This window comes from Asticcacaulis currens (assembly GCF_028550395.1).
GTDB lineage: Bacteria > Pseudomonadota > Alphaproteobacteria > Caulobacterales > Caulobacteraceae > Asticcacaulis > Asticcacaulis currens.
The window spans coordinates 348,215-370,634 of sequence record NZ_JAQQKW010000004.1; the positions used below are offsets into that span (position 1 = coordinate 348,215).

A 22,420-nucleotide genomic window follows, 5' to 3' on the forward strand; every position below is an offset into this window, starting at 1 on the left:
GACGATCGCTGCGGCAACTTGTTACCCTTTATAACCCAACTCACGGCTGATCGTCAAGGTGACTTCCTTCACGTAGCCCTTCAGGGTTTCCAGTCTTGCATCGTCCATATACTGGGCAGCGCTGGATATAGAAACGGCAGCGATGATCTTACCCGATAGGTCCCGAATGGGCGCGGAGACGCAGCGAATGCGGTCTTCATTTTCGTCCATGTCGAGCGCGTAACCGCCTTCGCGGTAGGTCTTCATAATGTCGAGCCAGCCCTTGAGGTCATAGCGATAGTTGGCAAACTCTCGAGCTTCGCGATTATAGACCTCTCGTAGCTTGTCTTCATCAGCGTCTAGCAGCAAGGCCTTACCCAGACCCGTCGGCCTCAGATATTGCCGCTCACCGATGACGCAGCGCACTTCGATGCGGCGCGTACCTGGAATCTTGTCGATGTAATGGACCTGATGGCCGTCCAGCACGCCGAGATTGACCGTATCGCCTGTATCCGCGGCCAACCGCACCAGATGGTCATGCGACACGCGCGTCAGCGTGATCTGCTGCGATGCTGCGTGTCCCAGTTCGAGAAGCCGCGTTCCAAGGGCATAGCCTTCGCGCTGGGTAAATGACAGGAACCCATAATCGACAAGAGTGGAGGCCAGACGATGGACAGTCGATTTGTTGAGGTCAAGTGCCCGGGAAATCTTCGGCAGGGTGTTGTCGCCCTTGGCCACCCGGCCGAGAACATCAAGCCCCCGCATCAGGGTCAGAGCCCCAGCTATGCCCTTTTCTTTCTCGGCGCTGACCTCGGCCATGTCTTCGACATCCACCAAGGCTTCATTTTCCACTGCTTTTACTCGCGCCAACTCAAGGCCTCCGGCCACGGACCAATCGTGTGATTAATTTAAAGCGCATTGCCGTCGCTGTGAAGCGTTTTTGAAACGGTAGCTTCACAAAACGGGACGATAACCCTTTTATACGCCGTGCGAGGTCGCGACCCTGCGCTGCCTCGCCAGTGACGGGCGGGCTTTCACAAACGGCAGGGCCAACGGTTCAATTTCATATAAAAAATAGTTTCTGCTGGCAAAAGCAATTACGTCCTTTGCGGTGGGAGGCAAACCCGCTATCCCTCGCCTGTATTGCCCCTGCACCTAAGAGGACACCCCATGAAATTGCTGCGATTTGGCCCGGTTGGCCAGGAAAAGCCCGGCCTGCTCGATGCTGATGGCCGAATCCGTGACCTGTCTGGCGTCGTCGCCGACATCAACGGTGCCACCCTGTCGGATGCGGCGCTGGCCAAACTCAAGGCCATCGACCCCGCCTCCCTGCCTCTGGCGCCCGAAGGCGTGCGCTACGGGCCTTGCGTGGCCGGTGTGGGTAAATTCCTGTGCATCGGTCTCAACTATGCCGACCATGCGGCCGAATCGAACCTGCCCATCCCCGAAGAACCGGTCCTCTTCACCAAGGCCACCTCGTCCATCATAGGCCCGAACGATGAGGTCAAAAAGCCGCGCGGTTCGACCAAGCTCGACTGGGAAGTAGAACTCGGCATCGTCATCGGCCAGACGGCCTCCTACGTGTCGGAAGCCGAGGCCGAGGGCTGCATCGCGGGCTATTGCACCATCAACGATGTGTCCGAGCGCGCGTTTCAGCTAGAACGCGGTGGCACCTGGGACAAGGGCAAGGGCTGCGACACCTTCGGCCCCATCGGCCCGTGGCTGGTGACCCGCGATGAAGTCGCCGACCCGGCCAATCTGAAAATGTGGCTAAGCGTTAATGGCAAGACGTATCAGAACGGTTCGACCGCCACCATGATCTTCAAGCCGGCCTTTATCGTCTCCTACCTGTCGCAGTTCATGAGCCTGCACCCGGGCGACGTGATATCGACCGGCACCCCGCCGGGCGTGGGTCTGGGGCAAAAACCGCCGGTCTATCTGGAAGTCGGTGATGTGATGGAGCTGGGGATCGAAGGCCTCGGCAGCCAGAAGCAGACGGTTATTGCCGCTTAATCTGGCGCGATATGATAAAGTGAAAGGCGTCGGTCCGCTTTGGCGGATCGGCGCTTTTGTTTTTCGCGCAAAAGTTTATTCTGCCACTGGGGTACTACCCAATCACAGCGTTGCATATTTAACAACACTCTATTCCGAAAGTTCCGTCTTCTGTAACGGCGGCGATCCCGTTATCTCTTGATCCGTCGAATGTAAGCGTCCCGCTCAAACCGAACCACCTCAAATTTCAGATCTTTTTTTGAAAATGGCCTCTTGCCGTGACCGGCGGAGCCTTACCCGAACGGAGCCACACCATGTCCAATTTCGTCACCGCCGCCGATGGTACTCAGATCTACTTCAAGGATTGGGGCCCAAAGTCCGCTCAGCCCGTCGTCTTCCACCACGGCTGGCCCCTGTCGTCCGACGACTGGGATACGCAGATGCTCTACTTCCTCGCCAAGGGCTATCGCGTCGTGGCCCACGACCGTCGCGGCCACGGTCGCTCCGAACAGGTCAGCGAAGGGCACAACATCGACACCTACGCCACCGACGCCCACGCGGTAGCTGAGTATCTTGACCTCAAAAACGCCATCCATATCGGTCACTCGACCGGCGGCGGCGAAGTCGCCCGCTATGTGGCGCGCTACGGCGGCAATGGCCGCGTCGCCAAGGCCATTCTGGTCAGCGCCATTACGCCCATCATGCTGAAGACCGAGGCCTTCCCCGGCGGCCTGCCGATCGAGGTCTTTGACGGCCTGCGCGCCCAGACAGCCGCCAGCCGCACGCAGTTTTTCAAAGAACTGCCCATCCCCTTCTATGGCTTCAACCGTGAAGGCGTCGCCCCGATCGACGCTGTGATCGACAACTGGTGGCGTCAGGGCATGATGGGCTCGGCCAAGGCCCATTACGAAGGCATCAAGGCCTTTTCAGAAACCGACCTCAGCGAAGACCTGAAGGCCATCGACGTGCCCGTGCTGATCCTGCACGGCGACGACGACCAGATCGTCCCCTACAAGGCCGCCGCGCTCGAAGCCATCAAGCTGGTGAAGAACGGCACGCTGAAAATCTATCCGGGCCTGTCGCACGGTATGCTGACCATCAATGCCGATCTGCTGAACGCCGACATGCTGGCCTTTATCGAAGCGTAAGCGACCTGAAAGTACTAACTGAGCGCACTAACCTAGACTACGGTCTAGGTTAGTGCTATACAGAGTCATGCCGACAGTGCTCACCTTGCGGAACATTCGCATTGCCATCTACACCAATGATCACCCGCCGCCCCATGTCCATGCCCTGAAAGGCAATGAGGCTGAGGCACGGTTTCGGCTAAATTGCCCGCAAGGTCCTGTGGAACTTTGGGACCACGAAGGGTTCAAGCTGAGCGAACTGAACGAGATCGGCGGCCTAGTCGTCCATAATCTGGAAGCGATCTGTGTGAAGTGGGGTGAAATTCATGGCTGAGTTTAAACCGGTCACGGTACGGCAATTCGAACAGACCCGGCGCAAACCGCAAACCACGTTTCGCGCTGAAAGTGCGCGTTACGATGCGCAAAGCGCCCAGCTTGTCGTGCAACTGACCAATGGGGCCTCAGTCGGCTTTCCGCTCAGGGCCATTGCGGGGCTTGAGGACGCCAAGCCAGAGGACCTAAACGGGATTGAGGTGCAAGGACGCGGGTATGGGCTGCACGTTCCCTCGCTTGATGCCGATATTTCAGTGTCACGGCTATTTCTTGATGTTCTGGGCTCTCACACCATGAGCCGCGCTGAACGTCGCGCCACGGCCAGCCGAGCCAACGGTGCCAAAGGCGGCCGACCCAAGGCCAGCACCCCGCTTATGTGAAAGCACCGCCTTTATGGCAGCCTGATCGCCCCCTTTACTTATACGGAATGCCCATTAGGGTGGTGACTGCAATCGTTGTCCGCGGGCAGGGGCCGTCAGATGACCACCGAAATGGAAGGCTTAACCGATATCGCTACGGGCGCGCTGGCCGCGCACGCCGTGGACAGGCGCAAGGCCGGACACACGAGCGGTGATCACGAAACAGGCCTTTGCCTGAACTGTCAGACGGAGTTGAGTGGGCCCTATTGCCACGCCTGTGGTCAGTCGGCGCATACGCACCGCACCCTCCTGGGTTTCGGGCATGATATCCTGCACGGGGTCTTTCATTTCGAAGGTCGGGTCTGGCATACCATTCCCATGCTGGTTATGCGGCCGGGCGAACTGACGCGACGATATATCAACGGCGAGCGCGTCAGATTTATTTCGCCGGTGGCCCTATTTCTCTTTATGGTTTTTCTGACTTTTGCCGTGCTGAATTTTGGACCATCGGCCGATGTAAATGCCAAGCTTGATACGGCGGCGCTCAATACCAAAATCGCCGATACCGAGGCACAGCGACAGACGCTGGAATCCTCCCGCAAAGCGCTGATCGCTAAGGGGCAGCCGACCGAGGCGGTTGATGCGCAACTGAGCGTCAACACAAAAGCGCTGGACACGCTGCGCTCTGCCCATATGGCTGACCATGGCGCCCCGACAAAAGAGATGCTGGATCAGGTTCATACGGATATCGAACCTCTGAACAAGGTTCTGCATAAGCTGGCGGAAAACCCCAGCCTGTTCTTCTATAAGCTCCAGTCCTCAGCCTATAAGTTTCTGTGGCTACTGATCCCCATCTCTTTACCCTTCATCTGGCTGATGTTTGCATGGCGAAAGGATGTGGCGCTGTATGACCATGCCGTGTTCGCCACCTATTCGCTATCGGCCATGATGCTGCTGATGGTCGTGCTGCATCTTCTGTCGCTGGCCGGTGTGCCGGACGCTATCTATGGCTGGACCTTGGTGCTATTGCCCCCCTTCCACATGTACCGACAATTGCGGGGCACTTATGGCGTCAGCCGTTTTGGTGGCCTTTGGCGCGTCGCTTTCCTTCTGGTCTCTGCCGGCGTGTCATCGCTGATCTTTGCCCTGCTGCTGATCGAAATGCTTATGGCGCACTGAGATAAACCTTAAGGCGTAGGCTCCCGGTCCGGCCCTAGACGGATATTCAGATCCGCATAGCCGGGCATGTCTTCAAGGATATGGTGCGTCAGCCGTTCATAATGGGCGATAAATCGCCTCAGAGCTGCTGCGTCCATCAGGCGGGACGTATCACTTCCCTCTGAGTGTAATCTGCGTCGCAGGGCCTCTTCCTGCTGGGTGCGCCAGCCTTGCACCACCTCGAAGCCCGGCGCGGCCAAGAGAATTAGCCGATCGAGACGCGAAAACAGATCGGCATAGGGTCCGGCCAACTGTTGATTCACATAGGTTCGCCACACGCCGTCCCGATCTTCGTCGCGTTCCAGCGCGTTGACGGGGGTGCGTAAGGCGCTCTCCCGCTGTGGTCGCGCCCCGACGCACCAGCCTTCAAACAGGACCAGGTCCGGGGCAACGATCTGCGGCCAGTCGGCACGCGGCACAGGGTGATCCGTCGCCTTGTCAAAGCGCGGCAGGTCCACCCGTGCCCCGGCTTTCAGCGCATGAAGCACCGAGATACCCAGACCGACATCATGCGTGCCCGGTACACCGCGCGTGGCGAACAGGGGATGTACTGAAACCGGCCGCTGATCGGGTGGCAGATAGAGATCATCCAGCGACAGGACGCCGACGCGCAGGCCTCTCTCGGCAAATCTCTGATGCACCCCTTCGGCAATAGTTGATTTTCCACAGCCCTGCGCCCCGCATAGCCCGATAAGGCGCACCCCTTCGCGGTGCCAGCCGTCGATAGCGTCCACGACCAGACGGGCCGCCGGAAGATCAGGCAATAGGGTCAATCAGCGCCTCCCCGGTAAAGAAGCGATCAAGATTATAGGCCGCGCGCAGACCCATCTCGTCACGGGTTTCGCGCGTCGCCGAGCCCAGATGCGGCAACAGGACGACATTATCGAGCGCCAGCAGGTCCGGATGAACCTGCGGTTCGCGCTCATAGACATCAAGCCCGGCGGCCCAGATCGTTCCGGCTTTCAGGGCTGCCGCCAGATCGGCCTCATGCACGACTGAGCCACGCGCTGTATTGATCACGATGGCGGAGGGCTTCATCCGCCGGAGTAGGTTCGCATCGACCAGATACCGCGTCGCTTCGCCGCCCGGCGTATGCAGTGACAGCACATCGGCTTCGGCCGCCAGGGCCTCAAGCGAACCCAAATATCGCGCCCCCAGTTGCGCCTCAATCTCCGGCGCAACGCGATGGCGGCTGTGATAGGCAATCTGCATCCCTAGTGCGGCTTTAGTCTTATGGGCGGTCGCTTGTCCGATGCGCCCGAAGCCGACAAGACCTAGCGTCTTGCCGCTTAGACCCTGCCCCAGAAATTGCGTCGGTTTCCAGCCGCTCCAGCGCCCGTCGCGCAAACCGCGCTCGGCCTCAGACGCGCGACGGCTGGTCATCAGCATCAGCATAAGGGCAATCTCGGCCGTCGCTTCGGTCAGCACATCGGGTGTATTGGAGACGCGGATACCGGCAGCTTTGGCGGCCTCAAGGTCGATATGTTCAAATCCCGCACCAAAGTTGGCGATCATCCGCACCCGTGTGCCACGGCGTAAAATCTCTTTGGTGAGTTTATCAGTTACGGTAGGGCACAGGGCATCGTAATCGTCCATAGCCGAGATCAGTTGCGCTTGCGTCAGCGGCACGCCGGTCTCATTCACCGTCACCTCATAACGGTCCCTGAGATAGGCGAAGGCCCCTTCGGGCCATGGACGGGTCAGCAAAATCTTGGGGAGGGACATGCGGGCTCCTTGCGTCGGAGCGTCCCTTGTCCCCCTCCCCTGCCCTGAAATCAATCGGGAAAACCGCTCAGGACCGTTTTACCGATACTGGAACCCGCCTCTATCTGTTCGTGCACGCGGATCAGGTTGGCAGCCGTGATCGGCCCGGCCTTCTGTGTCATTGTGGTGCGAATCTCACCGCGATCGACCATCGTTGAAACTGCGGTGAGCAGGCGGTGCTGTTCGTTCATATCCGGCGTCTGAAAAGCCGCGCGGGTGAACATGAATTCCCAGCTTAAGGTCACGCTCTTTCGCTTGAATGGAACGATGTCGAACGTGTCGGGGTCGTCGATCAGCACAATGTGGCCCTGTGGCTTGATTAGGGTCTTAAGGGCCTCATAATGCCGGTCGCTCGCCGTCAGGCTGGCGATAAAATCGACCTCTGTAATTCCAATTCGGCGCAGCTCTTCTGACAATGGGAGCCTGTGATTTATGACTGCGTGAGCACCCATTTTTCCAACCCATTGAACGGTTTCAGGGCGCGACGCCGTGGCAATCACTGTCAGGTTCGTCAGCCGCCGCGCCAACTGAATCAATATTGAACCAACACCTCCGGCACCGCCAATAACCAGCAGGGTGTGCGGGGCCGTCGTGGCGTCGCGTGACACCTTCAAACGCTCAAACAGAATCTCCCAGGCGGTTATCGTCGTCAGCGGCAGAGCGGCGGCTTCGGCAAAGCTCAGGGTTTTGGGTTTGGCACCCACGATGCGTTCATCGACAGCGTGATACTGGGCATTTGTGCCCGGCCGTGTGATATCCCCGGCGTAAAACACCTCATCACCCGGCTGAAACAGGGTGACCTCGGCTCCCACAGACTCTACGACGCCCGCCGCATCGAATCCTAGGACGCGCGACTGGCCTTCGGTGGGGGCCGCAAACCGTCTCAGCTTCGTGTCCGCCGGGTTGACGGAAACCGCTTTGACCCGAACGATCAGATCGCGCGACCCCGGCAATGGTTCGGGCAGATCTATATCCCGCAGCACAGCGGCGGGACCGGTTTGGCTGTATCCTATGGCCTTCATCTGAGCCTCCTCATCGGCAAGGAACGATGACAGCCATATAATTCATTCACAGAAATGAAAAATGACTAATTTTGCATGATTTTCATTCGAAATTGAATAAGCTAAAGATGCGAGGGGACGGTTTGTACCACGTGGTCAATAAGCGCCCGCAGGCGCGCCATGGGTTTCAGATCGGCGTGATAGGCGGCAAACACCTCCCGTCCAGGTGCATCTTCACCCAGATCGACGGGCACCAGCCCCATCGGACGCGCGATCAGGGTGGGCAGGACCGCCAGACCGCGCCCCGCGGCGGCCGCCATGGCTTGAAGATCGCGGCTGTTGGAGCGAAATGCCGGCTGCGCCAGTGGCAAAAGGCGTTGCACCCACACGACATCGCTCAGATGCCCCAAGGCTTCGTCCATCAAAATCAACTGATGATTCCCACCCTCACCTGCTTCGGGTAGCCCGTGCCGGTTAAGATAGCTGGCCGAGGCATAGAGGCCATAACCAATGGTGGTCACCTTGCGCTGCACAGCATTACCGCCCGGAGATCCGCCAAAACGAAACACCAGATCGGCCTCGCGCCGGTCAAGATCAAGCGCACGCGTATCGACAACGGCCTCAATCACGACCTGCGGATGCGCCGCCATAAAATCTTCGAACACTGGCATCAGTACATGGTTGAAAAACCATTCGGAGGAAGACACCCTTATCGGGCCGGAGAGCGCCTGCTGTGCCCCGCTGAGGCCGCGGGACAGGGCCAAAACCTCGTCCTCCATGGCGCGCGCGTGGCCCGCGACCACCAGACCCAGCCCTGTGGCCACCAGACCGCGCGTCGTGCGTTGAAACAGGCGCTCGCCAAAGGCCGTCTCAGCGGCCTCCAGCCGCCGTCCCATGGTGGGCTGACTGAGGCCCAAGGACTTGCCCGCCGCCGACAGCGTCCCTTCGCGATGGATGGCCAGCACCAGACGCAGATCGTCCCACGACAGGATTTGCGCCATATCCAGTCGATTTTGAATAGAATCTGCCACGAATAACCTCAAATCTCAAAAAATGAATGGAGGTTAGTCGTATTGGGCGGAAACACAAGCCCGCTCAAAAAGGAAGAGACGACGCAGCCAGAGGGGGCCTTCTGCGTCGTCTCTCTGCAATCGCGCCTTACTCACGCAACGCGACTGAAGCCTGTGGGGGGTTACGCCGCCCGGACCGTCGCCAGGAAGTGGTCCATTTCGTGACGCAGCCGCTCAGCCTGCTGGGCCAGTTCACCCGATGAGCTGAGCACCTGCGCCGCCGCATCGCCCGTCTGTTCCGAGGCTCTGGCCACGCCTGTGATGTTGATCGTGACTTCCTGCGTGCCCAGCGACGCCTGATTGACCGCCTGAATGATCTCGCGCGTTGCGGCCGACTGCTGCTCCACGGCCGCGGAAATCATCGCATTGGTGGTGTCGATATTCTGGATGGTCGAGGTGATGGTGCGGAACGCCATCGCCGCTTTCGAGGTCGATTCCTGTATTTGGCTGATACGTTCGGAAATATCCGTCGTCGCCTTGGCCGTCTGACCAGCCAGCGCCTTGACCTCTGAGGCCACAACCGCGAAGCCCTTACCCGCCTCGCCGGCACGTGCCGACTCAATGGTCGCATTGAGCGCCAGTAGGTTGGTCTGCCCGGCGAGCCCCGCGATCAGATCGACGATCCCGTTGATCGAATTCGCCACTTCGCTCAGTTCATTGACCACTTCGCCGGCGGCATCTGCCTGCGAGACGGCGGCGCGTGAGGTTTCAGCCGAAGAGGCCACCTGACGCCCGATTTCGCCGACTGACGCGCCCATTTCCTCCGCCGCCGAGGCGACAGACGTCACATTGGTCCCCGCCTCTTCGGCGGCCGAAGAGACGGCGATCGACTGGGCGGCGGTCTCCTGCGCCGTAGCGGTCAGTTGCGAGGCTGAGGCCTGCATTTCCGTGGCCGCCGCCGACACCATGGCCACAACCTGCCCGACCGAAGCTTCGAAATCATCCGCCAGTTTCAGCATAGCGCGGCGACGGTCTTCCTCAGCGCGCTTTTTCATAACTTCGGCTTCAGCACGAAGCGTCTCGGCATCCATCAGGCCCTGACGGAAGACTTCGAGTGTCTGGGCCATGGTCCCGATTTCGTCGCCACGCGTCTGACCGTCAATTTTAAGATCCAGCGCGCCCTTCGACACCTGCGCCATCTGATCGGTGATGCGGCGGATTGAGCCGACAATGTCGGCAAAAGCAATAAAGGAGGCGAGTGCCGTGACCAGGAGGACGATGGCAATGGAGATGACAAGTCCCATCAGGGTTTCCGTCTTTGTCTTTTCCCCGATCGCCTGGATAGCGGCTTCATTCAGCTTCTGTTTGGCGTCCACAGCGTTACGAATGTCTGTCGTCAGTTTATCCACATCCCCGGCCTGAGATGCCAACTCGACGGCTAACGCCGCCTGCTCGTTGTTTTTCGCCATGGGCAGGTAACGGTTACGAATTGTGTCGGAAAGCGCGACAAAGCGGTCCTTCAGCGGTTCGAAATCTGCCTTATAGTCGGGGGCCGCCTTGATTAGTTGCTCATAGCGTTGAAGGAAGCGCTCATCCGACTTTTGTATCTGGGTCTCGTAAATCTCACAGGCCGGGCTTGGGCAGCTCTGAAACGCCAGTGCGTTGATGGCCCCGTCGATGGCAAACACATTCTGGTTCATGCGCGCCCCGGCCAGAAGCGCGGCATCCGACGAGGTTATGATATTTTGATAGGTGTCTTCAGCGTGCGCCCGATTGGCATTTTGCCACAAAGTCATGCCGATGGAGGACAAACCAAAGGCCGCGATAATGGCCAGAATCTTGGTGCCGATCTTGATATCCGACAGTTTCATACGCCTCTCCTGCACTGAGGACGGCTTCCTTCTGGCCGCCACTAAACTCGTTCGATGCGCTTTAGCGGCAGCCAGTGATTAATAGGGCGGCAACCATACGCATACCATTGATATTTGATTTTGTTCCTCAAGCCTTGCCGAGCGGTTAACGTCTGAAACTTTTTTGAAAACGTTTAACCGGGCGTTTTTTTAGTAAAAGCCGCCTTTATCCACAGCGGTTTGAGCGATTATGCTTAACAAAATATTTACCGCTTGGCGCGATTGAAGCTTTATGGATAAATTTCCACAATATTTCATTCAATGGTGTTCGGAGGCGTTAAAGTGAACGCAAATCATTGGAATAATGAGGAGTTTCATCCTCACCTTGCCGAAGCTGAGCGAATCACCCAGCTGGCGCAGGCCGGTGAGCAGATGGTTGAGCGTTTGCGCCGTACCGCCTTCCTCCCCGGGGCCACCAAGGCGCTAAATGTACGTCTGGGCATCGCCGAAGCCGCTGAATTGCTGGGATGCTCCACCAACCGCATTCGGATGGCCGAACAGGATGGCCGCCTGCCACCCCCGCCCGAAAGCGATACGGGGCGACGTCTTGGCTATGATATTCCAGCGCTCCTCAATATGCGGCAAGTATTGGGCGCGTCGCCGCGTCGCTCTCCGGAAGACCCGCCGGCCATTATCACGGTGCAAAACTTCAAAGGCGGCGTCGGTAAATCGACCGTCACGACGCATCTGGCCCACTATCTGGCGGTTCAGGGCTACCGCGTACTGGTCGTCGATTGCGACAGTCAGGCGACCACCACCACCCTGTTCGGCTTCAATCCGCACTTTGCCATCCGCCGCGAAGAGACCCTCTACCCCTATCTATCGATCGAGCCGACCGAAGACAGCCTGCACTATGCGGTCAAATCGACCATCTGGCCCAATGTCGATCTGATCCCCTCCAATCTTCAGATGTTCGACGTCGAATATGAACTGGCAGCGGCCGGGTCCGGAGGCGGCGGCACGCTGGCCTCGCGCTTTCGCAAGCTGAAGCAGGGGCTCAATGAACTGGCGCAAAACTACGATGTTGTCCTGCTCGATCCGCCCCCGGCGCTGGGCACGATTTCGTTGGCGGTGATGCAGGCGGCCAATGCGCTTCTCGTGCCTCTGGCGGCCACGACGCCCGACTTCTGCTCGACCGTGCAGTTCCTGTCCATGATGTCGCAGGTGATCACCCAGCTTCAGGAGGCCGGCATTCAGGTCGAATACGACTTCTGCCGCCTGATCTGCTCAAAGTTCAATTCCAACGACCCGAGCCATGCCATGATCCAGCGCATCATGGAGCAATCCTTCGGTCCGGCGCTCTTACCTATCCCCATACTCGAGTCCGCCGAAATCAGCCACGCGGCGCTGCGCATGATGACCGTCTATGAGCTGGAAAAGCCTGTGGGCACACCGAAAACCCACAAACGCTGCCGCAGCAATATCGACGAGGCGATGGGCCAGATCGAAAAACTTATCCGCCTGCGCTGGGGACGGGTGGATAATGAGAAGGGCGCGGCACTGGCCGCTGCCCTGTAGGGGTTTACACCATGTCCAAACGTCAGTCCGACTATCTGTCCGCCCTGCTCAACGACGCGCTGGCCGAAAGCACGCCCGCACCGGCGGCCCCTGCCCGTCCTTCTCCGGCGGTTCCGGCCGCCCCGGCCTCCGCCTCCGTGCGATCGGCCACCACGCTTCTGGCGCGTGAATCCGCCCTGGCCCGTGTCGCCAATGGCGAGGTGAAGCAGGTCACCCAGCTTCTGCTCGACCCGGCGCGCGTGCGCATCTGGGCCGGGAACCCGCGTCATCAGGAGTCGCTCAACGAAGCCAATTGCCGTGAACTGATCGACGCCATTCTGGCCGAAGGCGGCCAAAAGGTCCCGGCGGTTGTCCGCCGCGTGGATAATGACCCTGAGCACGATTACGAGGTGATCGCCGGGTCCCGTCGCCACTGGGCCATCTCATGGTTGCGCGCCAACAACTATCCCGACATGATGTTCCTGGCGCAGGTCTATGCACTGGACGACGAGTCGGCCTTCCGCATCTCCGACATCGAAAACCGGGCGCGTAAGGACGTCTCGGATTTTGAACGCGCCCGCACCTATCTGGCCGCGCTCGATCAGCACTATGGCGGCAAGCAGGTGCGTATGGCCGAACGCCTGCGTCTCTCGAAGGGCTGGCTGTCGAAAATGCTGAGCGTGGGTGCCCTGCCCGACTGGGCCGTCGCCGCCTTCGCCAGTCCCGCTGACATTCAGCTCGCCACCTGCTATCCGCTGGCGCAGCGTATCCAGTCCCTCGAAGCCGCCAACGACACCGAACTTCTGCCGTTGATGAAGGACGCTGCCGGAGAACTGGCGAAGATGCAGGCGCGCTTTCAGGGCGGCCCGATGGTCCCCGCAGCCGAGGTGGTGCGTCAGTTGCTCACCGTCGATGCACCCGCGCCTTCCGAAGACCGCAGCCTGCTCACCCTGCCCGCTCCGTCCGGCCGTCCGGCGCTCAGCATCATGTCGTCTAACCGCAACGGCGTGTCGCTGCGTCTGCACGCCGGATCGGGCGCTTCGGCGCGTGAACTGACCGACCTGTTTCGCAAGGCGCTTGAGGCTTTGGACAAGCAGGGCAAGGGGCTGCGGTAAAAAGTTTCTTCGAGGAAACTTTTTTGGTTTTTGGGGTTTGGGGCCTGTGGCCCCAAGTCTTTAGTCTTAAAGATCGACCCTCAGATTGTGGGGCATTATGCTCAAGCCGCGAAGCGGTAGGGCACTAAAGCGCCCCCACACCCCGATACTCACCTCATCCTGAGAATCGGCGTATGAAAAAGTTTCCTCAAAGAAACTTTCCGGGGTCCGGGGCCTTGCGCTCAAGCAGCGAAGCGGTAACGCACTAAGAAAACCCCGGAGCCTCACCTAACTTTCCTCATTTAAAATCCAGACATGGCTGACAGGATTATGGCCGAAGACAAGTCCGAACAGATTGATCTCTTCCTGCCCTATCTGGCCGATCTGAGCCTGCGCGATCAGCGCGAGATGATGGAGAGGCCTTTCTTCAGTCTGGCCAAGTCGAAGCGTCTCAAGCCCATCGACTATACGTCCCCGGACGGCAAGGTCTGGGTGCACGTGTCGGCCAATCCCGACTATGGCATGGCGACGATCTGGGACGCTGACATTCTGATCTATTGCGCCAGCGTGCTGAACGACCTCAAACAGCGTCGCGTCAACGAAATCCCGCGCACGCTGAAAATCATGCCCTATGACCTGCTGCGCTCCATCGGCCGCCCTATTTCGGGACGCTCCTATGAGCTCTTGGGTCAAGCGCTTGACCGGCTGCAATCGACGACGGTCAAGACCAATATCCGTTCGGACCTGCGCCGCGAAGCCACCTTCTCCTGGCTCGACAACTGGAGCCAGTTGGTCGATGAAAAGACCGACCGCTCACGCGGGCTCAGTCTGTCGCTCTCAAGCTGGTTCTATGAGGGCGTGCTGATGAATGGAGGCGTGCTCTCCATCGAGCGCGCCTATTTCGACATCACCGGCGGGCGCGAGCGCTGGCTATACAAGGTCGCCCGCAAGCACGCCGGCGGGGCCGGCGAGGGCGGCTTCGCCATCGCCCTGCCGACGCTGTTCGAAAAGTCCGGTGCCGAAGGTCAGTACCGCCGCTTCAAGTTCGAAATCGCCGCCATCGTGCGCCGCAACGACCTGCCGGGCTACGACCTCAGCCTGACCGAAGCCGCCACCTCGCGCGAACCGCTGCTGCACATGGTGCGCCGCGACCTCAGCCCCGCGCCCGTCGAAGTGGTCAAACCGGCGGCTAAGCTTAAACCCGTCAGCGCCAGTGACGAACCGCGCGGCTATATCACCGAGGACACGCTGGAGCATCTGCGCAAACATTATCGCGGCTGGGACTTCCACGCCCTGCACGCCGATTTCCGCGCCTGGCTGGCCGAAAGCTCTGAACGCGCGCCCGACCGCTATCAGAGCGCCTTTATCGGCTTCGTGAAACGCTATCACGAAAAGAACCGCCATCAGTTGCGGGCTTAGGTTTTGAGAAGGTAAGGGTAAAGAACGCAGGGGCCTCAGGCCCCTGCAACCCACAACGGGGCACAAACGACTAGCGATTATTGTGTGGCTTGGTGGGGAAGGGGCTTCGCCCGAAGATCATAGAGGCCTGAGCGTATAGGGGTGCAGGGGCCTGTGGCCCCTGCGTCTTTCATCTTCTGTCTTTTCGTTCCCCCACCAAAGCGTTCCCGAAGTGACGAATCACACTCCGGTGTTTGACAACAAACCATCACAAAAACCGAATCTGTTGACAGGAAGGGAATCGGTTTGAACGAGTTTTGAGCGAGGCTTGGCCAAATTGATTCAAAAACCACGGCCCCGCACCGGAGTTTCGACACATCGGGAACGGCCTTCGGCACATCGGGAACAATCCCCTGATACTTCGGGAACGCGGCATTTGACACTTCGGGAACGCAGACGCGACACAACGGGAACGCTGTGGAGGCCTAGTCCGATGACTCCATTGCGAATTTCAGGCCTCTGGAGGCGTTTAACTCTGTAACTTAAGACTCTTGAACGTCTCTAACGCCTTCAGAGGTTTAGATAGGGAAAAGGTTTGAAAGGGCGTTTTGACAAGGGCCGGGGAGGGCGATAGGGTAATTGTAAGACATAATCAAACGGGAAACCGAAATGCCAAAACCGACCTCTTTATCGCGCCGTCTGTTTATCGGGTCTGCGGCCGCTGCGGGCCTGAGTGCACCCGTCATCGCGCAGGCCAAAGACCCACCCATCGTCAACCCGATCATTGCGCAGCGTGCCGATCCGCAGATCCTCAAACACAGCGACGGCTATTACTATTTCATGGCCACGGTGCCGGAATATGATCGTCTGGTCATTCGGCGTGCGAAGACGCTGGGGGGGCTATCGGCGGCAGACGAGGTGGTCGTGTGGCGGCGTCCGACCGAGGGCCGGATGGGCGGCTATATATGGGCGCCGGAGTTGCATCATTTCGATGGCCAGTGGCGGCTCTATTTCGGGGCCGGGGATAAGGGCGAGCCCTTCCGTGTGCGCACCTATGTCATCTCTACCGCCGAGGCCAATCCGTTGACGGCCAAGTGGAATGCCCCGGTTCAGGTGCAGATGCCCTGGGACACCTTCAATCTCGATGCCACCGTATTTGAGCATCGCGGGGTGCGTTACATGCTGTGGGCCCAGAAGGAGCCCGGCATCGACACCAATTCCAACCTCTACCTCGCGCCCATGGCCACGGCCACGACCTTTGCCGCGACGCCGGTGCGCCTGACCATCCCGACCTATGACTGGGAGACCGTGAAGTATAAGGTCGCCGAAGGGCCGGCGGTGCTGATCCGCAATGGCCGCATCTTCGTGACCTATTCGGCCTCCGCGACCGATCATAACTACTGTCTGGGGCTTCTGACGGCCAGGGCCGATGCCGACCTGATGGACCCCGCCTCATGGAGCAAGTCGCCCGTACCCGTCTTCGTCAGCTCGGAAAAGAACACTATCTGGGGGCCGGGGCACAATGGCTTCACCGTCGATGAGCGCGGCCGCGATGTCATCGTCTATCACGCCCGCGACTACAAGGAGATCAAGGGCAACTCGCTTTTTGACCCTAACCGCCACTCCAGATTGCAATACGTGAAGTGGCGTAAGGATGGGACGCCCGATTTCGGTGAACCCGTGCCCGTGGGGCCACTGAAACGCTGAATTTCTGATTCAAAATCAGAGTCTTAACGGCGAAACGAGGCTGAAATCTTCTGCGGATATCGCCGAGGCGCTCAGGCGGCCCGTGAGGGGCCTTCGGACGCCATTTTGATGTCCTATGGCCAAAGCCAACAAATCCGCTGTACGGGCTTCTGAGGGCCCTTTACGTGGATTTGTGATTTTGGCGCTTTTTTTAGAAGTCAAATGAAGGGCCGCGGGCCCCTTCACCCCCTAAACAATAGCGCAATCGGCTGGCCGAGTGCAAAGGGGGATAGGGGAGGGGCTTCACCCGAAGACCGGCTCGCACCGCGTTTCGGGGGGCAGGGGTCGTGACCCCTGCATTCTTGTTCATGTTCGAGCAAAGTGAATTTCCGAACCTGTAGAATTTATCAGGTTAGAAAAATCCGATTTTCATAACATGTGAGGGGTGAAGTTTTGGGGACCCCGTACTCACTCTCGCGACACCCCTCAGCCCTTCAGCATCCACTCGTGCTGCGGGTCATTGCGGAAGATCCAGCGGCGTTCCGGCCCGGCCATAACGTTGAGGTAGTAGAGGCTGTAGCCATGCGGCGCGCCGACCGGGTGATAGCCGCGCGGGACCAGCACCACGTCGCCGTCTTCGACCAGCACGGCTTCATCGAGGCTGCGGTCGTCGGTATAGACGCGTTGAAAGCCGAAACCCTGCGGTGGGTCGATACGGTGATAATAGGTTTCTTCGAGCTGCGTCTCCAACTCAGGCTCAGCGCTGTCGTGCTTGTGTGGCGGATAGCTCGACCAGTGACCGGCGGGGGTGACCACTTCGACCACCAGCAGGCTGTGGGCCGGGCGGTCCTGCGGCAGGATGTTGCGGACGTAGCGGGTATTGGTGCCCTGACCGCGCACTTCGCGCGACATTTCGGAGGCCGTGATCTGACGCACCGCATCACCGGCCTGACCCGGTGCGGTGCACACGGCCAGCTCAACGGCGTCCTGAGCCGTGACGCCAAAAGCGGTAGCGGGCGGTACGAAGACGGCGCCTGGCGGCGCGTCCTCGAACGGCGAGCGACGACCACCCACAGCGGCGAAGTGTTCTGTCCCGGCCTCTATATCGGCCGTGCCACTCACGATGACGAGGCAGGTTTCGCGCGTCTCGTCCTGCCCACGATAGGTCTGACCGGCCACCAGCCGCACCAGCGTGAAACCGACATAGGTCCAGCCCGCCGACTGCGGCGTGATGACGGTGACGCGGCCTTCGGCATCGGGCGGGGTCGGGCGAACGCGCAGGCGGCTCATCGGGCGGCCTCTGACAGACCGGCGGCCTGAGCGGCGGTACGCAGGGTTTTCAGCCCCAGCTCGGCATAGGCGCGCGGATCGGCCTTTGCCGGGTCCTGCTCAGCCTCGATAATGATCCAGCCAGCATAGCCAATGCGTTTCAGGCCCTGCATGACGCGGTCAAAGTCAATCGAGCCGTCGCCCGGCACGGTGAACATGCCGGCCAGCACGCCGTTGAGGAAGCTGTCATCAGCCCCGGCGGTCTGGTCAAACACGGCCTGACGCACATCCTTGCAATGGACGTGGACGATGCGTTCCGGATGGCTGTCGATCAGGCCATAGGGGTCGATACCGCCCAGAACCGCGTGGCCCGTATCGAGCGTCACCCCGACATTGGGCGTGGTGTGGGCCAGAAACGCCTTGAGGTCCGCTTCGTCCTGTACGACCGTCCCCAGATGGTAGTGGTAGGCGAGTTTGAGGCCCTGAGCGTTGACATAGTCGGCCACCGCGCTGAGACGCGCCCCAAAACGTGCCCAGCCCTCGGCATCGAGATGCGGGCGGTCCTTTAGCGGGATGTGTTTCTGCCCGTGGATGGCATTGCTCGTTTCGGCGATGACGAAAACGCGGCTGCCCATCGCTTTCAGAAGCGCCAGATGCCCTTGCAGGGCGTCGATTTCGGCCTCGGCGTCGCGTGTCAGAAGCTCGCAGCTATACCAGCCGCCGACCAGCTCGAGCCCATAGCCGCCCAGCAGGGCCTTCAGCACCGGGGCGTCCTTGGGGAATTTGCCACCCAGCTCCGATCCGGCGAAACCGACCTCGGCAATGTCCTTCAGGACGCTGTCGAGCGGGGTATCGCCGCCCAGTTCAGGCATGTCGTCATTGATCCAGGCAATGGGGCTGACGCCGAAGGTAATGGTCATGAGGGGTCCCTGAGTGTTTTGAGTTTTTGGTCATAGACGCTGCGCGCAGCCCGCACGGCGGCGGAATCCGAGACTTCGGGGACGGCCACGTCCCACCAGGCCCCGCCTTCGCCAAGCCCTTGCGTGGCCTCGGTTTCGATGAGGATCAGATTGACACCGCCGCGCGTTCTGGCGGCATCGATAGCGGTTTCGAGAGCGTCGATTGTGGCCGCGTGCACCGCATGGGCCCCCATGGCGCGGGCGTGGGCCACGAAGTCGATATCCGGCAGGGTTTCGTGGTGACTGTCTTCGAGGCGGTTGTTGAAGGGCGCTCCACCCGTCGCCTTTTGCAGGCGATGGATGCAGCCAAAGCCGCGATTGTCGATCAGGATGACGGTCAGGCGCACGCCCATCATCACGGCGGTGGCCAGCTCTGAGTTCATCATCATATAGCTGCCGTCGCCGACCAGCACATAGACCTCGCGCTCAGGCGCGGCCATGGCGACGCCCAACCCGCCGGCGACCTCATAACCCATGCAGGAATAGCCGTATTCCATATGATAGCCGCCGCTCTGGCGCGTGCGCCACAGCTTGTGCATATCGCCGGGCAGGCCCCCGGCGGCGGCCACGACCACGGCGTTTTCCGGGGCACAGCGCATCAGCGCGCCCAGCACCTGCGCCTCGGTGGGCGTGCCTTGTGCGGCCATAACTGCGTCGGCGCGGGCCTCCCAGACCGTGCGGGCGGCACTCAGACGCTCGGCCCAGTCCGGCGGGGCGTGATAGTCACTCGTGATCTGCGACAGGACGGTTTTCGCGTCACCAATGACCGGCAGGGCGTCGAACTTGTGCGCATCAAACGCCGCCGTATTGATCGAGGCGATGCGCGCCTGCGGGAAGAGGGCGGCCGAACCGGTCGTGAAATCCTGTAGCCGTGTGCCGACGGCGATGATCAGGTCGGCCTCACGCGCGGCCTGATTGGCGGCGTCCGTGCCGGTGACGCCGATGGCCCCCAGATTGAGCGGGTGGTCATGGGGCAGGGCGCCCTTGCCGGCTTGCGTCTCACAAAAGGGAATCCCGTGACTCAGGCAGAAGGCCGACAGGGCGCTTTCGGCCTGACTGTAGCGTACGCCACCCCCGGTGATAACTAGCGGGCGTTTGGCCTCAGTCAGCGCCTGTTGCAGGGTGACCAGATCATGGGCATCGGCCGGGGCGCGCCGGAGGGGCCATAGACGCGGCTCAAAGAATTTGGCTGGATAGTCAAAGGCTTCAGCCTGCACATCCTGACACAGGGCCAAAGTCACCGGGCCGCAGTTGGCCGAATCGGTCAGCACGGCCATGGCGGCGGGCAGGGCCTTCAGTATCTGTTCCGGGCGGGTGATGCGGTCGAAATAGCGCGAGACGGGCCTAAAACAGTCATTGGCCGAGACGGTGGCGTCGCCGAACGCCTCGATCTGCTGCAAGACCGGGTCGGGGCGGCGGCTGGCATAGACGTCGCCGGGCAGGAAGAGGACCGGCAGACGGTTGACATGGGCGACGGCGGCGGCGGTGACCATATTGGTCGCCCCCGGCCCGATGGAGGTGGTGCAGGCAAAGGCGCGCCGGCGCGCCATCTGCTTGGCATAGGCGATGGCGGCGTGCGCCATGCCCTGTTCGTTATGGGCGCGGTAAGTGGGCAGGCGGTCACGCACCGCATAGAGGGCTTCGCCCAGCCCCGCCACATTGCCGTGCCCGAAAATGGCCCAGACGCCGGCAAAAAAGGGCACAGGGCCGTCCTCTGAGTCGACCATTTGCACGGCCATCCAGCGCGTCAGGGCCTGAGCCATGGTCAGTCGGATAAGGGTCATGGCGTCTCTCCCGGTTATTGGCGGGGCTGACGAATGGCCCGCCACCCGTCCACCAGCCGCGACAGCTTGTCTGCCATGACGGCGGTGGCGGCGTCATCATCCATTTCGCCCCGCAGCCACTGGGCTGCGACGTCGTGGAAGATAGTCCGCCCGATGGCAAAACCTTTCACGCACTCAAAGCGGGCGGCGACCGCAAAGGCTTCCAGAAGCTCACTTTCGGGTGCCGAGAGCCCCAGAACCACCACGCCGCGACAAAAGGGGTCATTATCAGCGATGACGGCTTCGATGTGTCGCCAGTTGTCGGCGTCGGCGACGGGTTCCAGCTTCCACCAGTCGGGCTTGATGCCAAGGTCGTACAGGCGCTGCATCCCGCGCGCGCGGGTCGTGGCGTCCGACGCCATACCGGCGGGCAGGATCAGTTCAAGCAGCAGTTCATGGCCTGAGCGACGGCAGGCATCGAACAGGGTGATCAACTGACGCTCCTGTTCGTCGCGCAGGGCCTTCTCGTCGTCAGGATGATAGAGGACCAGGCACTTAACCACCTGATTGACGGGCCAGGTGTGCAGGTCGAGCCCCACATCGGCCCCGGTTTCAAATTGCAGCGGTCGTGATTTCGGCACCTCGACCGGGCGGCCGATCCAGTAGGTCGTGTGTCCTGCCTCGCTGAGCGCCTCGGCGCCGTAGCGGCCATCGAGCAGCACGCCGAAATCGGCATGACCCTGCGCCAGATGGTCCACGGCCCGGAGCGCCAGCCGCTTGAAGGCCGAAACGCGCGACAGGTCGGCCCCGAAATCGCTGGCCATCTCCTCGAACTGGAAACGGTGATCCATGGCGAGGATCATCAGGGCGTCGTAGTCGCGGTGGCGCGTGCGCGCCCAGTGCAGGTGATCGAGCGCGTTTTGGGCCTCCCCCGTCATCGGGTGCTGCGCGGCCATGAAGGCCTGCAATTCATCAAAGGTCGGCATTGCCGGGGCGCAGGAATGGCGCGTCACCACCAGCGCGCCGCAGGCATTGGCCCAGCGCCCGCAGGTGGCGAGGTCTTCGCCACCCAGCCAGCCGCGCAGAAAACCGGCGCTGAAGGCATCGCCGGCCCCCAGCACATTCATCACCTCAATGGCAAAGCCCGGCACGACCAGCCCGTCAGCGATGCGGTCGGGCACCTCGCCGGGGAAGATGGCGCAGCCATCCGGCCCCAGCTTGCACACCAGTATGGCGTTTGTCTGGGCGCGGATGGCCTTCAGCGCGGTAATCACATCCTCATGCCCACCCAGAATCCGCACTTCTTCCTCGGTGCCGATAATCAGGTCACACAGGGGCGTGACGGTGGCCAGACGCCGCGTCACTTCCGGATCGGCGACGTAGCGCTGCTCACCCATATCGCGGGTGGTCAGGCCCCACAGGACGGGGCGGTAGTCGATGTCAAAGGCGATCTGACCGCCGGCGGCCTTTACCTGCCGCACGGCCTCCAGACTGGCGGCAAAGACGCCCGGCTGCGACAAGTGGGTGCCATCAATAACCAGCGCGCGCGCCGAGATGAGCCAGGCCGGGTCGATATCGGCCATATCAATGGCCATATCGGCGCAATTTTCGCGGTAAAAGATAAGCGGGAAGGTGTCCTTATCGACGATCCCCAGAAGCACCAGCGCCGTCAGCCTTGCCGGATCGGTCACCACGCCGGCCGTATCGACGCCTTCGCGGCGCAGGGCCTCAAGGATGAAGCGGCCCATATGGTCAGCCCCGACACGCGTGATCAGCCCGGCCTTCAGCCCCAGCCGCGCCGCCCCGATGGCGGTGTTGGTCGGGCTGCCGCCGACATATTTGGCAAACGAGGCCATGTCTTCGAGACGGCCACCGATCTGCTGCCCGTACAGGTCCACACTGGACCGGCCCAGCGTGATGACATCCAGTCCGCCAAGGGTGCGAGCGCCCATAAAACCTCCCACGAGGCGCTTGAACCGGCCTCTTTTGGAATGTTTATTTCTTTATTTGGAATTTTGCAATTATCATTTCAAAAATGATTTCACCCTTGCGATGAGAGAG

General features: G+C 60.6%; 19 protein-coding genes. 9 read left to right on the forward strand and 10 right to left on the reverse strand.

Annotated features, from left to right (window positions below; genetic code table 11):
• Positions 1–21: 21 nt before the first annotated feature.
• Positions 22–831, reverse strand: a complete 810-nt coding sequence (locus PQU94_RS09120) for an IclR family transcriptional regulator (RefSeq protein ID WP_338736476.1) — start codon at positions 829–831, stop codon at positions 22–24.
• 318 nt (positions 832–1,149) lie between these two features.
• Here PQU94_RS09120 and PQU94_RS09125 point away from each other — a divergent pair, with 318 nt between their 5' ends.
• From PQU94_RS09125 to PQU94_RS09145, 5 genes are all read left to right on the forward strand, one after another.
• Entirely contained in the window at positions 1,150–1,992 is an 843-nt protein-coding gene (locus PQU94_RS09125) for a fumarylacetoacetate hydrolase family protein (RefSeq protein ID WP_272741148.1), read from the forward strand.
• Positions 1,993–2,285: 293 nt separating this feature from the next.
• A complete protein-coding gene (locus PQU94_RS09130; RefSeq protein ID WP_272741149.1) occupies positions 2,286–3,119 on the forward strand; it encodes an alpha/beta fold hydrolase in 834 nt (277 codons plus the stop codon).
• A gap of 67 nt (positions 3,120–3,186) precedes the next feature.
• On the forward strand, positions 3,187–3,432 hold the full coding sequence (locus tag PQU94_RS09135; RefSeq protein ID WP_272741150.1) for a DUF4160 domain-containing protein: 246 nt from the start codon (positions 3,187–3,189) through the stop codon (positions 3,430–3,432).
• The gene (locus tag PQU94_RS09140; protein WP_272741151.1) at positions 3,425–3,811 is read left to right on the forward strand and encodes a DUF2442 domain-containing protein; all 387 of its coding nucleotides are present in this window, start codon (positions 3,425–3,427) and stop codon (positions 3,809–3,811) included. Before PQU94_RS09135 ends, PQU94_RS09140 begins: the two co-directional genes overlap by 8 nt.
• A 99-nt stretch (positions 3,812–3,910) precedes the next feature.
• On the forward strand, positions 3,911–4,969 hold the full coding sequence (locus PQU94_RS09145) for a DUF3667 domain-containing protein (protein ID WP_272741152.1): 1,059 nt from the start codon (positions 3,911–3,913) through the stop codon (positions 4,967–4,969).
• 8 nt (positions 4,970–4,977) lie between these two features.
• Here the strand turns inward: PQU94_RS09145 and PQU94_RS09150 are convergent, their stop codons facing one another.
• The 5 genes from PQU94_RS09150 to PQU94_RS09170 form a co-directional block, all read right to left on the reverse strand.
• Positions 4,978–5,781: a kinase gene (locus PQU94_RS09150; protein WP_272741153.1), complete on the reverse strand. Its 804-nt coding sequence runs from the start codon at positions 5,779–5,781 to the stop codon at positions 4,978–4,980.
• Positions 5,765–6,733: a 2-hydroxyacid dehydrogenase gene (locus tag PQU94_RS09155; protein WP_272741154.1), complete on the reverse strand. Its 969-nt coding sequence runs from the start codon at positions 6,731–6,733 to the stop codon at positions 5,765–5,767. The genes PQU94_RS09150 and PQU94_RS09155 overlap by 17 nt, the downstream gene beginning before the upstream one ends.
• Positions 6,734–6,783: 50 nt before the next feature.
• A complete protein-coding gene (locus PQU94_RS09160) occupies positions 6,784–7,794 on the reverse strand; it encodes a zinc-binding alcohol dehydrogenase family protein (protein WP_272741155.1) in 1,011 nt (336 codons plus the stop codon).
• A 101-nt stretch (positions 7,795–7,895) separates the two neighbouring features.
• On the reverse strand, positions 7,896–8,804 hold the full coding sequence (locus PQU94_RS09165) for a LysR family transcriptional regulator (protein ID WP_272741156.1): 909 nt from the start codon (positions 8,802–8,804) through the stop codon (positions 7,896–7,898).
• 161 nt (positions 8,805–8,965) lie between these two features.
• On the reverse strand, positions 8,966–10,654 hold the full coding sequence (locus PQU94_RS09170) for a methyl-accepting chemotaxis protein (RefSeq protein WP_272741157.1): 1,689 nt from the start codon (positions 10,652–10,654) through the stop codon (positions 8,966–8,968).
• A 321-nt stretch (positions 10,655–10,975) separates the two neighbouring features.
• On the opposite strand from PQU94_RS09170, the gene PQU94_RS09175 reads away from it, so the two are divergent.
• From PQU94_RS09175 to PQU94_RS09190, 4 genes are all read left to right on the forward strand, one after another.
• Positions 10,976–12,211, forward strand: coding sequence for an AAA family ATPase (locus PQU94_RS09175; RefSeq protein ID WP_272741158.1), 1,236 nt, complete (start codon positions 10,976–10,978; stop codon positions 12,209–12,211).
• Between the two features lie 11 nt (positions 12,212–12,222).
• Entirely contained in the window at positions 12,223–13,305 is a 1,083-nt protein-coding gene (locus tag PQU94_RS09180; protein ID WP_272741159.1) for a ParB/RepB/Spo0J family partition protein, read from the forward strand.
• 294 nt (positions 13,306–13,599) lie between these two features.
• The gene (locus PQU94_RS09185) at positions 13,600–14,703 is read left to right on the forward strand and encodes a replication initiator protein A (protein ID WP_272741160.1); all 1,104 of its coding nucleotides are present in this window, start codon (positions 13,600–13,602) and stop codon (positions 14,701–14,703) included.
• A 648-nt stretch (positions 14,704–15,351) separates the two neighbouring features.
• Complete coding sequence (locus tag PQU94_RS09190; RefSeq protein WP_272741161.1) at positions 15,352–16,389, forward strand: glycoside hydrolase family 43 protein; 1,038 nt, start codon at positions 15,352–15,354, stop codon at positions 16,387–16,389.
• A 465-nt stretch (positions 16,390–16,854) separates the two neighbouring features.
• Here PQU94_RS09190 and iolB read toward each other — a convergent pair whose 3' ends face one another.
• Genes iolB through PQU94_RS09210 form a run of 4 tightly spaced genes read right to left on the reverse strand, consistent with a single transcriptional unit; the run spans position 16,855 to position 22,311 of the window.
• Positions 16,855–17,658: a 5-deoxy-glucuronate isomerase gene (gene iolB / locus PQU94_RS09195; RefSeq protein ID WP_272741162.1), complete on the reverse strand. Its 804-nt coding sequence runs from the start codon at positions 17,656–17,658 to the stop codon at positions 16,855–16,857.
• Positions 17,655–18,557, reverse strand: coding sequence for a myo-inosose-2 dehydratase (iolE, locus tag PQU94_RS09200; RefSeq protein WP_272741163.1), 903 nt, complete (start codon positions 18,555–18,557; stop codon positions 17,655–17,657). The genes iolB and iolE overlap by 4 nt, the downstream gene beginning before the upstream one ends.
• On the reverse strand, positions 18,554–20,380 hold the full coding sequence (gene iolD, locus PQU94_RS09205) for a 3D-(3,5/4)-trihydroxycyclohexane-1,2-dione acylhydrolase (decyclizing) (protein ID WP_272741164.1): 1,827 nt from the start codon (positions 20,378–20,380) through the stop codon (positions 18,554–18,556). The genes iolE and iolD overlap by 4 nt, the downstream gene beginning before the upstream one ends.
• A gap of 14 nt (positions 20,381–20,394) precedes the next feature.
• Complete coding sequence (locus PQU94_RS09210) at positions 20,395–22,311, reverse strand: bifunctional 5-dehydro-2-deoxygluconokinase/5-dehydro-2-deoxyphosphogluconate aldolase (RefSeq protein WP_272741165.1); 1,917 nt, start codon at positions 22,309–22,311, stop codon at positions 20,395–20,397.
• Positions 22,312–22,420: the final 109 nt, after the last annotated feature.

Coding starts and splice junctions, on each gene's coding strand:
- iolE (WP_272741163.1), bottom strand. CDS start 18,557: ATGACCATTACCTTCGGCGTCAGCCCCATTGCCTGGATCAATGACGAC.
- PQU94_RS09130 (WP_272741149.1), top strand. CDS start 2,286: ATGTCCAATTTCGTCACCGCCGCCGATGGTACTCAGATCTACTTCAAG.
- iolB (WP_272741162.1), bottom strand. CDS start 17,658: ATGAGCCGCCTGCGCGTTCGCCCGACCCCGCCCGATGCCGAAGGCCGC.
- PQU94_RS09155 (WP_272741154.1), bottom strand. CDS start 6,733: ATGTCCCTCCCCAAGATTTTGCTGACCCGTCCATGGCCCGAAGGGGCC.
- PQU94_RS09135 (WP_272741150.1), top strand. CDS start 3,187: ATGCCGACAGTGCTCACCTTGCGGAACATTCGCATTGCCATCTACACC.
- PQU94_RS09180 (WP_272741159.1), top strand. CDS start 12,223: ATGTCCAAACGTCAGTCCGACTATCTGTCCGCCCTGCTCAACGACGCG.
- PQU94_RS09210 (WP_272741165.1), bottom strand. CDS start 22,311: ATGGGCGCTCGCACCCTTGGCGGACTGGATGTCATCACGCTGGGCCGG.
- PQU94_RS09160 (WP_272741155.1), bottom strand. CDS start 7,794: ATGAAGGCCATAGGATACAGCCAAACCGGTCCCGCCGCTGTGCTGCGG.
- PQU94_RS09170 (WP_272741157.1), bottom strand. CDS start 10,654: ATGAAACTGTCGGATATCAAGATCGGCACCAAGATTCTGGCCATTATC.
- PQU94_RS09185 (WP_272741160.1), top strand. CDS start 13,600: ATGGCTGACAGGATTATGGCCGAAGACAAGTCCGAACAGATTGATCTC.
- PQU94_RS09125 (WP_272741148.1), top strand. CDS start 1,150: ATGAAATTGCTGCGATTTGGCCCGGTTGGCCAGGAAAAGCCCGGCCTG.
- PQU94_RS09190 (WP_272741161.1), top strand. CDS start 15,352: ATGCCAAAACCGACCTCTTTATCGCGCCGTCTGTTTATCGGGTCTGCG.
- PQU94_RS09145 (WP_272741152.1), top strand. CDS start 3,911: ATGACCACCGAAATGGAAGGCTTAACCGATATCGCTACGGGCGCGCTG.
- iolD (WP_272741164.1), bottom strand. CDS start 20,380: ATGACCCTTATCCGACTGACCATGGCTCAGGCCCTGACGCGCTGGATG.
- PQU94_RS09140 (WP_272741151.1), top strand. CDS start 3,425: ATGGCTGAGTTTAAACCGGTCACGGTACGGCAATTCGAACAGACCCGG.